Annotated in this window: 12 protein-coding genes and 1 pseudogene; 11 read left to right on the top strand and 2 right to left on the bottom strand. The window is 63.3% G+C overall.

What is annotated here, in order from left to right; all coding sequences use genetic code 11:
* Positions 1–767 precede the first annotated feature (767 nt).
* A pseudogene (locus ACOJB8_RS18035) lies at positions 768–1,160 on the bottom strand (PaaI family thioesterase); the annotation flags it as partial.
* A gap of 367 nt (positions 1,161–1,527) precedes the next feature.
* Here ACOJB8_RS18035 and ACOJB8_RS18040 point away from each other — a divergent pair.
* Entirely contained in the window at positions 1,528–1,836 is a 309-nt protein-coding gene (locus ACOJB8_RS18040; protein WP_342947245.1) for a DUF4148 domain-containing protein, read from the top strand.
* Positions 1,837–1,860: 24 nt separating this feature from the next.
* Here the strand turns inward: ACOJB8_RS18040 and ACOJB8_RS18045 are convergent, their stop codons facing one another.
* Entirely contained in the window at positions 1,861–2,694 is an 834-nt protein-coding gene (locus ACOJB8_RS18045; protein WP_475013473.1) for an oxidoreductase, read from the bottom strand.
* Between the two features lie 94 nt (positions 2,695–2,788).
* Between ACOJB8_RS18045 and ACOJB8_RS18050 the strand changes: the two genes are divergently transcribed.
* The 10 genes from ACOJB8_RS18050 (at position 2,789) to ACOJB8_RS18095 (ending at position 12,822) form a co-directional block, all read left to right on the top strand.
* Positions 2,789–3,760, top strand: coding sequence for an AraC family transcriptional regulator (locus ACOJB8_RS18050; RefSeq protein ID WP_475013474.1), 972 nt, complete (start codon positions 2,789–2,791; stop codon positions 3,758–3,760).
* Between the two features lie 460 nt (positions 3,761–4,220).
* The gene (locus ACOJB8_RS18055) at positions 4,221–5,309 is read left to right on the top strand and encodes an ABC transporter ATP-binding protein (RefSeq protein ID WP_342947242.1); all 1,089 of its coding nucleotides are present in this window, start codon (positions 4,221–4,223) and stop codon (positions 5,307–5,309) included.
* Entirely contained in the window at positions 5,299–6,225 is a 927-nt protein-coding gene (locus ACOJB8_RS18060) for a carbohydrate ABC transporter permease (RefSeq protein ID WP_368617097.1), read from the top strand. The genes ACOJB8_RS18055 and ACOJB8_RS18060 overlap by 11 nt, the downstream gene beginning before the upstream one ends.
* Positions 6,222–7,085 (top strand): carbohydrate ABC transporter permease, encoded by an 864-nt coding sequence (locus ACOJB8_RS18065; protein ID WP_368617096.1) that lies wholly within the window; start codon positions 6,222–6,224, stop codon positions 7,083–7,085. Before ACOJB8_RS18060 ends, ACOJB8_RS18065 begins: the two co-directional genes overlap by 4 nt.
* A 115-nt stretch (positions 7,086–7,200) precedes the next feature.
* Positions 7,201–8,532 carry an extracellular solute-binding protein gene (locus ACOJB8_RS18070; protein WP_069266376.1) on the top strand — a complete coding sequence of 444 codons (1,332 nt, stop codon included), beginning with the start codon at positions 7,201–7,203 and terminating at the stop codon, positions 8,530–8,532.
* Positions 8,533–8,606: 74 nt separating this feature from the next.
* On the top strand, positions 8,607–10,118 hold the full coding sequence (arfA, locus tag ACOJB8_RS18075) for an arabinosylfuranosidase ArfA (RefSeq protein WP_475013475.1): 1,512 nt from the start codon (positions 8,607–8,609) through the stop codon (positions 10,116–10,118).
* 17 nt (positions 10,119–10,135) lie between these two features.
* Positions 10,136–10,900, top strand: coding sequence for a FadR/GntR family transcriptional regulator (locus tag ACOJB8_RS18080; protein WP_256094849.1), 765 nt, complete (start codon positions 10,136–10,138; stop codon positions 10,898–10,900).
* Positions 10,901–11,089: 189 nt separating this feature from the next.
* Positions 11,090–11,995, top strand: coding sequence for a hypothetical protein (locus ACOJB8_RS18085; protein WP_475013476.1), 906 nt, complete (start codon positions 11,090–11,092; stop codon positions 11,993–11,995).
* A 399-nt stretch (positions 11,996–12,394) separates the two neighbouring features.
* Positions 12,395–12,580, top strand: coding sequence for a hypothetical protein (locus ACOJB8_RS18090; RefSeq protein WP_342947239.1), 186 nt, complete (start codon positions 12,395–12,397; stop codon positions 12,578–12,580).
* Positions 12,577–12,822 carry a DUF6726 family protein gene (locus tag ACOJB8_RS18095; protein ID WP_141710761.1) on the top strand — a complete coding sequence of 82 codons (246 nt, stop codon included), beginning with the start codon at positions 12,577–12,579 and terminating at the stop codon, positions 12,820–12,822. The genes ACOJB8_RS18090 and ACOJB8_RS18095 overlap by 4 nt, the downstream gene beginning before the upstream one ends.
* Positions 12,823–12,828 lie beyond the last annotated feature (6 nt).

Genomic DNA, 12,828 nt, shown 5'->3' on the forward strand with positions numbered 1-12,828 from the left:
GGCGCGGGCGCGGGTGCGGGCTCCGGCGGCAATGGTGCGGGCTCGGGGGGCAGCGGTTCCGGCTCCGGTGGCGCCGGTGCCGGTTCGGGTGGCGCCGGTGCCGGTTCGGGTGGCGGCGGTGCCGGTTCGGGCGGCGCCGGCGCCGGTTCGGGTGGCAATGGTGCGGGTTCGGGAGGGGGCGGCCACGGTGCCGGCAGCTCTGGCGCAGGCAGCTCCGGTGCAGGCAATTCGGGCACGGGTAGCGCAGGTGGAGGCGCCGGCGGTGGTAATGCGAGTGCTGGCGGCCCTGGCGTGGCATCGGCCAGCGCCCTGGGAAGCATGTTCGCCCGGCTGCGCATGAGGCAGAACGTAGTCGCGGTAATGCCCCGGACCGCGCCGAACTCCATCGCGCACCCCGCGCCGGCAACATACGGCCAACCGAGGGCGGGTGCGGGCGGGAGCGCAAACGCCTCCTCGACGGCGACCTCGGATACCGGCTACGGCCCGCCAGGCGCCGTTGGCACGGGCACGGGCACTCGTAGTACGGCAGCCGCCATACCGGTCAGCAGCCAGTACGGCCCGCCGGGTGACGTCGGCCCGAGTCCCGGTTCGGGTCCCTGGGGCGGCTTCGCCGTGGATACGGGCGGTATTGAACCACCGATCCTGACCCCCAACGGGCCGGTCAAGTGATCGAGGACGGCTGCCACGCCGAAGCGTCATAGCGACAGGGTTGGTGCTGCCGTTGCATCTTCCGCTTCCTGGGGTGGTTCCAGGCGAGTATTTCCGGATCAGCGAGTGATGCTTGCGCCCGGCTCGATGGGTTGAGCCGGGATGTGCCCTCTCTTCAAAAAGCAGGTTGCGGTAGCGGTCGCTAACAGCTTTCCATCGAAGGACTTCAATGTACCCACCGGGGTCGCGATGTTTCGAGAGATGTGAACCGAGCGAGCCTCGGCCACCAGATCCTGATCGATCGGTACGGGTCGCAACATCTAGACTTGCAGATCGATCGTGCCGTATCCAACGCCCGCTTCCAGCATCGAATGAACTGCGCAGCCCGTTGCGGAGTCGAGTACCGTTGCCGCGAAGCCGCCGTGGACGCCGCCAGGAGGGTTGAGATGTTGCTTCTCCGCGCGCGCTGAAAGCTTTACATAGCCTGGATCGACGTCCAGAAACGTCATCGGTGGAATACATTGCAATGTCGTCGTCCTTGCTTGCGTCGCGCCGAAGTCAGCGCGACCGCAGATCGCTCGACAGCGTCGGCGATCCGCTTCGACAGCGCCGGACCGGCACCGCGCGCGCCAGCGTGACTCCGCCCGACAACATCGCAAGCAGCGCGATCGCACGGTCGTCGCGCACCGCGCCGGGTTCGTCGGGCAGCCCGCCGAGACCTCCTCGATCAAGCGGCGCAACTCTGCCTCATAGGCTTCGCGAGTCTTTCGGTATCTACTGCGCCTCCCCCGGCGACTGGTCTAAGGCAAAATAAACGCGGAAATCACGCGCGACGGGTGGCACCGCTCGTCGCGCCAATCGCACGCGTGGAGATGCGCCATGGAACGCCGCCCGAAAAACCGCTTCATGCTGACGGCGCTGGCGCTCCAGCTGGCTGGATGTGCCGCCGGCGGCGTCCCACCAGGCGGGCCACATCTGAGCGCAACGGAGTGCCGTGACCTCGCCGCACTCAGGAGCAACGCGCCTCCGACGATGGCGCAACACCAAAGCGAGGTTGCAGCGTTGAGGAAGGCAGGCTACGCCCCGTCACCATGGAACGACCCGTACTACCCCGAGGATCTACAAGTGGCGCAGCACCGGGTCGAGCAGTGGTTTGCAACGGAGTGCCAGCAGTCTCAAGCCGGGTGAGAAGCCCCGATACACCGGCAATCTTCAGCCGTCAGTCGAGACCGTCACGCTCTCCCAGGCACGAATTTCGTCTTCCAGCGCCGACAGCTTGTCCCTCACGAGCCCCAGAGCATCGCTACCGAGCAAAAGATGCGCGGGCGGGTGGTCCGCGGCAATTGCGGCAAGCATCGCGCGTGCAGCCTTTTGGGGATCGCCCAGTTGTTTGCCGCTTTTCTCCTCGCGCGCTTTGCGGACAGGGTCGAATATCGCGTCGTAATCCGGGATCGAACGCGGCGTCCGTTGCATCGAGCGACCGGCCCAGTCGGTGCGGAAGGAGCCAGGTGCGACGGCTGTCACCGCGATGCCCAAAGCCTTGACCTCTTTACCCAGCGCCTCGGAAATGCCCTCCAGTGCGAACTTGCTCCCGCAGTAATAACTGATGCCCGGCATGGTGATATAGCCGCCCATCGACGTGATGTTCAGAATGTGGCCACGTCTGCGCGCACGCATGAACGGCAAAACCGCCTTCATCATGGCGACAGCGCCAAACACATTGACGTCGAACTGTCTGCGCATTTCGGCCAGCGGCGATTCTTCCATGACGCCTTCATGCCCGTAGCCGGCGTTGTTGACCAACACGTCGACCGGCCCGACGCTCGCCTCGATTTCCTCGACGATACCGTCGATCACATCGAAGTCGGTCACATCGAGCACGCGTGCGAATGCGCAATCCGCAGAGAGAGACTCGAACTCGCGCTTCGCCTCCACACTTCTCACGGTACCGACGACTTTGTGACCTGCCACAAGCGCCTCTTGCGCAAGCGCGCGGCCAAAGCCGCTGCTTACGCCAGTGATGAGCAGAATTTTGCCGGACTCCATTGAAGCTTCTCCCGAATGTTGGCTGGTGAGTGCATACTAGTCTGACGCGCGGAGCGCGCAAAGCAAAATTCCGCTATTTTTCTTGCCTAAAACTATGAGCACGAAGCGGGCCTCTACCCACAATCCCGACCTCCCGTCGCGCAGCCGCAAGCGCATCATTGCGTTGCTTCGCGCGTTGGCGCCCGAGGAGGGCTACAACCTCACCGCGCTGCCCGGCGTGCGTATTCTGCGTTCGAACCGGCCGCTGTCACGCACGCCGGTGCTCTACGACCCCGGCATCGTGATCGTTTGTCAGGGGAGCAAGCGAGGCTATTTCGGCGACCATCTCTACCTGTACGACGAACAGCACTATCTCGCCGTGTCCGTGCCGGTTCCGTTCAGCATGGAAACCGATGCGACCGAGCAGCGGCCATTGCTTGCGCTCTACTTGCATCTCGATTTCACGCTGGCCGCGGAACTGGCGGTACAGATCGATCGCGAAGGCGTAACCGGGCACGTGCAAGCGCCCCAAAGCATGATGTCGACGCGGATGGATGACGCAATGCAGGTATCTGTGCTGCGCTTGCTCGAAGCGATGCATCGGCCTCTCGAAGCCGCAGTATTGGGCCCGTGCCTGCTGCGCGAACTCTATTTCCGGGTGCTCACAGGCGCACAAGGCAGTTCGATGCGCGAGGCTTTGGCGATGCGCGGTCAGTTCGGCCGAATTGGCAGATCGCTACGCCTGATCCATGCCGGCTATGCAAAGCCGCTGGACGTGATGCAGTTGGCGCAAGAAGCGGGCATGAGCGTTCCGAGCTTCCATAGCCACTTCAAGGCGATCACACAGGTTTCGCCTATGCAGTACGTCAAGTCGACGCGTTTGCATCAGGCTCGTCTGTTGATGCTCCGCCAGGACCTGACCGCCGAAGCAGCGAGCCTCGCAGTGGGTTACACAAGTGCATCCCAGTTCAGCAGGGAGTTCAAAAGACTCTTCGGCCTGACGCCTGCAGCGGAAACGAAGCGGATGCGCGCGAGCTTTGCCATTCCGGAGCCGTTAGCGGATGCGATATATGTTTCGTCGCATTGAGTCTGGCTCGCTTTGGGCTTAATGGGCGACAACGCTGCGGAAACGATGTCAACGGGCAGCGCCCGCGCTCTGTCACGGTTGTTCCAACAGATCCCGTTTCCGCATTAATGCTCTCAGTATTCCAAATTAATATTCACGCGATCTACTTACGCAGACATTTCGCTAGCCCTCTCCGTTCTGATAGGTGTGGAATGCCGCGGCACAGGCTACAGTTTGCATCGAGGGCGCCCCTGCGTCCTCTCTTGGTGTCTCCTCAAACCTCTTGCCCGCCTCGTGCGGGTATTTTTTTGCCTCGCGAATACGCGCGCGCAATCACCCTCCTCTTCGACGCAATACGCATAAACCCATTATTTGGGACGTCGAATGATTAAGTGTTTACACGAATGGGTTAGCACGCCACTCTTTTCATAATATCAACGCACTGTATGCGGCGGTACGAGACTACTCCACAGGAGGCACCGTGACGGGCATCCGACTGAGCGGCGTAACGAAGCGGTATGGCGAAACCGAGGTGATCACCGGCCTCGACCTCGACATTCAATCCGGTGAGTTCCTCGTCTTCCTCGGCCCTTCGGGTTGCGGGAAATCCACCTTGCTGCGCATGATCGCCGGCCTCGAAACCGTGAGCGACGGTCAGATCAACATTGGCGAGCGGCGCGTGAACGACCAGCCGCCAGGCAAGCGCGGCGTGGCGATGGTGTTCCAGCACTACGCGCTCTACCCACACATGACCGTGTACGACAACATGGCGTTCGGCCTGCGCAATACCGGCGTGAGCGCGGGCGAAGTCGACCAGCGCATCAACGAGGCCGCGCGCATGCTCGAACTCAGCCCGCTGCTGCAGCGCCGCCCTGCCCAGCTTTCGGGCGGCCAGCGCCAGCGCGTCGCCATCGGCCGCGCCGTCGTCAAGGAACCCGAAGCATTTCTCTTCGACGAGCCACTCTCCAACCTCGACGCCGCGTTGCGCACCCGCACGCGGCTCGAGCTCGCGCGCATTCATCAGCGCCTGCACTCCACCATGGTGTTCGTCACGCACGATCAGGTGGAGGCCATGACGCTCGCCACGCGCATCGTCGTCATGAACCGCGGGCGTATCGAGCAGATCGGCGCACCGCTCGACATCTACAAGCGGCCCGCCACGCGCTTCGTCGCGGGCTTCATCGGCACGCCGGCCATGAACTTCATCGATGTCGAGCGCGTTGGCGACAACGGGGGCCGGCTAATCGTCGCTCTGCCGTTCGATGGCGTTGAGGCGCCCACCGCGATTGCCGCGGCGAGCCTGCCAGCAGGCAAGCTCACGCTGGGCGTGCGTGCCGAACACGTGCTGCTGGACCCGCAAGGGCCGCTGGTCGGCCGCGCCGAAGTCATCGAACGGCTGGGCGACCGCTCGCTCGCGCATGTGAGCATGCCCAACGGTCAATTGCTCGTGGCCGAATTGCCGCGCGCACGCGAGCTCGAAATCGAGACGGGCGACACCATCCGCATGAGTCTCGACGCAGCCCACCTGCATGTGTTCGATGAAACTGGCAAGGCCTGGCATGGCCTCTAACCGCTCGCTCGCCATGCGGCTTGCGCAATCGCGCAAGGGCCGGCGGCGCAACCTGCGGGCGCCGTGGTCCAACGCGCTGTTCGTGCTGCCCTTCGTGATCGTCTACGTCCTGTTGCTGATCGTTCCGCTGTGCTTTGGCTGGTGGCTCAGCCTGCAACGCGTGGATTTGCTCGCCGGCACGAGCGAATTCATCGGCATTCGCAACTATCTCGACCTCACCCTCGACCCGATCTTCCGCGGCGCGCTGCGCAACACGTTCTACTTCGTCATCCTCACGGTTCCCGTGTTCGTGCTGCTCGGCCTCGCGCTCGCGCTGGTGCTGAACCGGCCAGGGCGCTTCGGCGCCGCGCTGCGCGCGCTCTTTTTCGGCTCTTCCGTGTTATCGGTCACAATCGTCACGCTGGTCTGGAAACTCGTGATGATGCCCGGCAACGGCCTGCTCGCCGACCTGAGCCACGCGCTCCATTTGCCGGAATTCGTTCCGTTGATGCACGAGGCCACCGCGCTGCCCGCCATCGCCGTCGTCACGGTCTGGTGGATCATGGGCCTGCCGATGATGCTGTTCCTGGCCGCGCTCCAGCAGATTCCGCAGGAACTCTACGAGGCCGCGGCGCTCGACAGCGCCTCGCGCTGGCGCACGTTCACGAAGATCACGTTGCCTTCCATCTGGCGCACCGTTGCGCTCGTGGCGGTGATCGAAGCCGTGCTGCAGTTTCAGTTGTTCGGCCAGGCCCAGTTGCTCACGGACGGCGGCCCGAACAATTCCACGCGACCGCTCGTGCAATTCATCTACGAAACCGGCTTCCGCCAATGGTCGTTCGGCTATTCCGCCGCCGCCGCGCAAGTGCTGTTCGCGCTGATGCTGATCGGCGTGGTTGCACAGGCCTGGCTTCTGCGCAAGAAGGAGAGGGTATGAGCACGCTCGCTTTCGAAACCCGCTCCCGCGGTTCGCTGACGGGCCGCATGGGCGACTGCCTGATGCTGGGCGCCGTGGTCGTGCTCGCGCTTTTCTGGATCACCCCGCTCGTCTGGGTGCTGTGCCTCTCGTTCAAGCCGAATGCATTTCTCGAACGGCACACCGACGTGCTCTTTTCGCCGCCCTTCACGCTGCAGAACTACACGAACATCCTCAACACCTCGGCGGTGGGCGGGTGGCTCGTCAACAGCCTCATCGTTTCGATCGGCCAGACGCTGCTCACGCTCGTGATCGCCTCGCTCGCTGGCTATGGCTTCGCGCGCACCGAGTTTCCCGGCAAGCGTTATATCTACGTGCTTTGCCTTTGCGGACTCGCGGTGCCCGAACAGGCGCTCGTGATTCCGCTGCACCATATCTTCGCCACGCTCGACTGGCACAACACCTATGGCGCGCTGATCCTGCCGCGCCTTGCCTCGCCGTTCGGCGTCTATCTCATGACGCAGTACTTCAAGGCCGTGCCCATCGAGATCGAGGAGGCCGCCTTGCTCGACAATGCCTCGCGCTTCAAGGTGTTCTGGCGCGTCGTGCTGCCGCTTTCGCTGCCGGCGCAGGCTACGCTCGCCATCTTCACGTTTCTCAGTGCGTGGAACGACTATCTCTGGCCGCTCGTCTCCGCGTCCAAGCCAGAGATGTACACGCTGACGATCGGGCTCGCCTCCACGCAAGGCAATTTCGCGCAGTCCGAGGGCATCGGCTACCTCATGGCGCAGGCCGTCTTCGCCGGCTTGCCCATCTTCGTGCTGTATCTGTTCTTCCAGAAGTACATCGTGGCGGCCGTAGCCGGCACCGCAGTTCGGTAGGCGGTGACCCCGAACCATACATCGGCCGGTCGCCAATTGATTCGCAGTACAAACAAAACGATCCACTGGTAGCACGTGAACAACGCGCCAGCGGGGTCTTGCACAGGAGAGAGACATGAGAAGATCGTTGGTGCGCGGCGTACTCACGCTGGCTGCGCTCGGCCTCGCGGCGACCTTGACCGCGCCGGCCCACGCCAAAACGGAAATCACACTGTCACGCTTTTTCGGCGCCTGCGACGCCGAATACGGCAAGGTCAATGACGTGAGCCAGGCCTCGGGCGAATGCGGCATCATCACGACGCTCGTGAACCAGTTCAACGCGACGAACAAGGAAGACATCGTCGTCAAGCCGCAGATCATCGAGTGGGCGCCCTACTATACGCAGATCGATGCGCGCATTCTGAGTCGCGACGTGCCGACCATCTCGGTCATGCACGAGGCGGTCCTGGGCGACTACGTGAAGCGCAATCTGGTCGAGCCGCTCGACGACGGCTTCAAGTCGGTCGGCGTGGACACCAACGATTTCACGCCCCAGGCCCACCGCGCCGTGACGTTCGGCGGTAAGACCTATGCGCTGCCGTTCGACACGCATTCGTGGCTCTGGCACATCAACGTCAACCTGTTCAAGAAGGCGGGACTCGTCGACGCGAGCGGCAAGCCCATCCTGCCGAAAACGCCCGACGAACTGCTCGCGCAGGCGAAGCAGTTCAAGGACAAGACGGGTCTGCCCTACTTCGCCGTGCCGATCGCCAATGAATCGGCCGCGCAAACGCGCACGTTCGACACGTGGGTCTATCAGCAAAATGGCACGCTGTTCCCCGCCGGCCCGACGAAGATCGACATGCACACGCCGGCAGCCGCCAACGCGCTCACGCTCTACGACAAGCTCATGAAGGCGGGAGACGTCACACCGGGGCTCGACTATGGCGCCGCCAACCAGGCGTTCGAGAACGGCAAGGCCGGCGTGCTGATGGTCGGCACGTGGATGATCGAGGACTTCACGAATCTCGCGAAGAAGCCCGATTCCCCGCTCGCGAATGGCTACGACGTGGTGCCGTTCCCGAATCTGTATCAGAAGAAGGCGGTCTGGGCAGACGGCCATTCGTGGGTCATGCTCAAGGGCGGCGCGAAGGACGAAAAGACGCGCCACGCCGCGCTCGTCTTCCTCAAGTTCCTTTACGACCACGATGGCGACTGGGCGCGCACCGGCCATCTGCCCGCGCGCCAGTCGATCATCACGAGCGCCACGTTCAACGCGCTGCCGCATCGCGCCGAAATCAAGGAAATCTCCACCACCGGTTACGCACTGCCGAACACGGTGCCGCGCCAGTTCGCGATCCAGCAGATCGTGGGCGAAGAGATCAGCAACATGCTCTCGACCGGCAAGTCGGTCGCCGACGTGCAGAAGGAAGCCGAACAACGCACCAACGCCCTGCTCGCGCGATAACGCCACGTTAGGTCCGCGCCCGCCCGGCGCGGCCGCCTCACTTCACACCGCTACAGGATGGATAGAGGAACACCATGATCGCTTCCCGCCTCATCGTCGATCGCGACTTCGTCATTTCCGAGCTAGACCGGCGCCTGTTCGGCGTCTTCGTCGAGCACATGGGCCGCTGCGTCTATACCGGCATCTTCGAGCCCGGCCATCCGGACGCCGACGAGCGCGGCTACCGCAAGGACGTGATGGCGCTCACGCGCGAACTCGGCCCGACGATCGTGCGTTACCCTGGCGGCAATTTCCTCTCGGGCTACAACTGGGAAGACGGCGTGGGACCGCGCGAAAAACGCCCGCGCCGGCTCGATCTCGCGTGGTACTCCACCGAAACCAACCAGTTCGGCACGAACGAATTCATCGAATGGTGCCGCTCGCTCGACATCGAACCCATGTACGGCGTGAACCTCGGCACGCGCGGCCCCGACGAAGCGCGTCGCTTCGTCGAATACTGCAATCATCCAGGCGGCACGGCGCTCTCCGAAATGCGCAGCGAGCACGGCTATGAACAGCCCCACGACATCAAATTCTGGTGTCTCGGCAATGAAATGGACGGCCCGTGGCAGATCTGCCGCAAGACCGCCGAAGAATATGGGCGCGCCGCGCTCGAGACGGCCAAGCTCATGCGCTCGGTCGACCCGACCATTCAGCTCGCCGCGTGCGGTTCCTCCACGCACGAAATGCCCACCTACGGCGCGTGGGAGGACCGCGTGCTCGACCATTGCTTCGAGCAGGTCGATTTCATTTCGCTACATACTTACTTCGAGAACCGGCGCGATTCGACCGCGGAATTCTTCGGCAACATCGAAGTGATGGATCTGTTCATCAAGGAAATCGTCTCGGTGGCGGACAGCGTGGCCGCGCGCAAGCATTCGTCCAAGCGCATCATGCTTTCATTCGACGAATGGAATGTCTGGTACAAGGCGCGCACCATCAACGACCTGCGCAAGCCGGGCTGGCCCGAGGCGCCACGGCTGATCGAGGAGGTCTACAACCACGAAGACGCGCTCGTGGTGGGCGGCGCGCTGATCACCATGATGAACAATTCGGACCGCGTGAAGACCGCCTGTCTCGCACAACTCGTCAACGTAATCGGGCCGATCATGACGGAGCCTGGCGGCCGCGCGTGGCGCCAGACCATCTTCCATCCGTTCGCTCAGGCCTCGAAATTCGGCCATGGCCGCGTGCTCAAACCGGTGATCGATTCTCCCACCTATGAAGCGGAAACCTTTCCGGCGATCCCCTATCTTTGCGCAGCGGTGGTGGACGATCGCGTCACGGGCACGACGACCCTCTTCGCGCTCAACCGCCACCTGAGCGACGAAATGGAACTCGATGTCGAGCTGCGCGGGCTCGGCAAGGAACGTACGCTCGATCACGCGCTCGAGTTGTATCATGCCAACATGAAAGCGGTGAACACGGTGGAAGCGCCAACGACGGTGGCGCCGGCAGTGAACAACGCCGTGACGGTCGAGGGGGAACGCGTGCGCGCGAAGCTCAAACCGGGCTCGTGGAACGTGATTGTGACGACCGCCCGATAACACAGCACGGACACGCTGTGCACGACGTCCATGAAGGGGAAGTGATGTTCGAGCGCGAACCGATCGTTGGCAATATAACAACGCAGATCGCCAAGATTATCGGCATGCGCGTGGTCTCGGGCGAGTTTGCGCCCGGCGACGCGCTGCCGGTCGAAAGCGAACTGTGCAGCGCGTACGGCGTGAGCCGCACCACCCTGCGCGAAGCGATCAAGCAGTTGGCGGGCAAACGGCTCATTGCCGTTTCGCCCAAGATCGGCACACGTGTCCTGCCCTTCTCCGACTGGAACCTGCTCGACCGCGATGTGCTCGCGTGGCGCCTCAATGCGCAGTTCGACTCGAAGATCGTCGAAGACATCTTCGAAATGCGCATCTGCTTCGAGCCGCGCGCGAGCTTTCTTGCCGCACGCCACGGCAAGGAAGAGACCTTCCAGATCATCGAGCGCCGCTACCTGGAATTGGCTAGCGCTTACGGCCAGTCTGCCCAGCATGGCGCCTCGGACATACGCGCGGCCGCCGACGCGAATCTCGAGTTCCACCTCGCCATCATCACGGCCTCGCAGAACGGCATGTTCATCACGATCGGCAACGCCATCAAGGCCGCGCTGCGCGTGTCGTCGGAAATGATGCAGCGCCAGGCCGCGAAACCTAGCGAAGATCTCGAACTGCACGATGCCGTGCGCCGGCACATCGTCGCGCGCGAAGCCGACGCTGCGGCGGCTGCGATGACGCGCCTGCTCGAGCAGTCGCGCGACCGGATCCTGCGTTATACGATCGCGCCTTGACGAGCGCAGGCGCGCGTTGGCATGGATTGCCGCGTTGTGCCGATTGCACCTGAATCGGACGTTTTCCCCGGGGTGCCAGATCGCCCGTATCGCCAGTTCCGCAATCGGGCATGACCGTTGCGCCCACGCCTCGTACGCGGCGGCACCGCCCGTCGAAAGCGAAGGGAGACAGTCATGAGGCAAACCGTATTGGGCGTCTACGACAGCTATGGGAGCGCATGTTCCGCGCAAAAGGCGCTAGGCGACGCAGGCGTCGCGCAAGCCGATATCGCCATTTACTCAATGTCGATGGAGGCCCCGGTGGAAAAAGGACCGAGGGTGTATGCAGCGGGCGCGAGCGATACTGAGCAACGCATGCCGGTATTCGATCAGCTCGAACGCTTGTTCGCGCGGCTCTTCACGCCCGGCGCGTATCCGCCGGTGACCGAAGATTACCGGGAGTTCATCCGTCGAGGCGGAACCGTCGTCAGTGCAGACGTTTCCGAAATGCAGGTAAATCTGGCCCGCGATGTGATGCGCAGCGCGGGTGCAGCGGACATCGAGGAACGCAGCCGTGCCTGGCACCAAGCTTCGTCGGGCATTGCACCCTCCAGGAGTACGGCTCGCGCGGCCGGCAATTTTCACCAGACGTCGCCCGAAGCGCCCGCCGAAACACGGCACGCCGCCTATTCATCTGCAGTGCCAACTGTAGTCAGCGGCATGCAGCAGGTCTCCACGCGCACAGCGACGGAACCCGAACGGACCTCCAGCACGGCCAATGCGCCACAGACCGCGGCCAATGCGCCACAGACATCGGCGAGAGGCCTCGTAGGGGATCCCGTCATGGGCACCCCGCTCGACGACGGATCCGACGAGACGGAAGTCCGCAAAGACTATGACGCAAATTACGCGGACACCGGCATGTCCTACGAAGAATACTGCGCAGCCTACGAGCACGGCGCAACGCTCAGCCAGGATGAACGGTATCGCGGACACGACTGGCAAGGCATTGAGCCGAGTGCTCGCGAGGATTGGGAGTCGCGCTACCCGGAAAGCGGCTGGGAAAGATTCAAGGCGGCCGTGCGGCACGGCTGGGAACGCATGAAGAGGGTTTGACGCCGCCTGCTTCCACCTTATTTTGCTTTCACCCAGGCTGCTGAGCCAGGCAGCCAGCCTGGGAACGTGCGCTCGCCTCACCTTTCTCGTCCTCCCCACCCCTTACACGCCGCGCGCAAATCGCATTTGCGGATTTCCTTCGGTTCCAGCCCAGTTCTGCGCCTCGTCAGCGGCTCCCCGCCGAATTCCCGCCTTTCAAACTTGCACATTCGTATACCCCTGGAAGGACTCGTAAGCGATTGGCCAAAGGCCACGCTGATTCCCGCTTCATGCACACGCTCTGGAAGCGAAGATTTGCCTCGCCGCACGTCGATTGCCCCCCGATCGGCGTAAGGCGGGGCGCGCTTCCCCCTTCTCGGCGCGCCCCTTTTTTGTTCCATTGCGCCAAGGAGGCCCATCATGACCAGCCCTATCGGTTCGAGCAACATCGCGCACACGTCCTCGTTGACGACGCTGGGCGAAAACCGCAACACCAGGAACTCCAGCACGGGAGGTACCGCCGGTAACCCCTTTCCGCAGCAGGAAACCGTGAATCCGGCCCCACCGATCGGTCCGCTCGGCCACAACATCAACACTTCGGCATGACCACTTCGCTGTCACGGGAGCCGTCGACGCAGCGCTCGCCCATGTGCCTGACACCCCGGTTGTCAACGCATCTGGCGCGCGCCGCGTCGGCCATTGCCCTCGCCTGCCTGGCTCTGCCGCTCGACGGCTGCGCCGTGGTGGCCTTTCCATGCCGGGTCGCATCGGCCACGCTGAAGATCGTGCCGCTGGTCGGCCATCCCGCAGCCGTGCCGTTCGACGCGTGCGCGGCGGCGGTCGACTGATCGAGG

This window comes from Paraburkholderia sp. BR10141 (genome assembly GCF_056155635.1).

Bases quoted from the DNA above. Each gene is read 5' to 3' on its own strand.
- ACOJB8_RS18090 (WP_342947239.1), top strand. From the start codon at position 12,395: ATGACCAGCCCTATCGGTTCGAGCAACATCGCGCACACGTCCTCGTTG.
- ACOJB8_RS18070 (WP_069266376.1), top strand. From the start codon at position 7,201: ATGAGAAGATCGTTGGTGCGCGGCGTACTCACGCTGGCTGCGCTCGGC.
- ACOJB8_RS18040 (WP_342947245.1), top strand. From the start codon at position 1,528: ATGGAACGCCGCCCGAAAAACCGCTTCATGCTGACGGCGCTGGCGCTC.
- ACOJB8_RS18060 (WP_368617097.1), top strand. From the start codon at position 5,299: ATGGCCTCTAACCGCTCGCTCGCCATGCGGCTTGCGCAATCGCGCAAG.
- arfA (WP_475013475.1), top strand. From the start codon at position 8,607: ATGATCGCTTCCCGCCTCATCGTCGATCGCGACTTCGTCATTTCCGAG.
- ACOJB8_RS18050 (WP_475013474.1), top strand. From the start codon at position 2,789: ATGAGCACGAAGCGGGCCTCTACCCACAATCCCGACCTCCCGTCGCGC.
- ACOJB8_RS18065 (WP_368617096.1), top strand. From the start codon at position 6,222: ATGAGCACGCTCGCTTTCGAAACCCGCTCCCGCGGTTCGCTGACGGGC.
- ACOJB8_RS18045 (WP_475013473.1), bottom strand. From the start codon at position 2,694: ATGGAGTCCGGCAAAATTCTGCTCATCACTGGCGTAAGCAGCGGCTTT.
- ACOJB8_RS18095 (WP_141710761.1), top strand. From the start codon at position 12,577: ATGACCACTTCGCTGTCACGGGAGCCGTCGACGCAGCGCTCGCCCATG.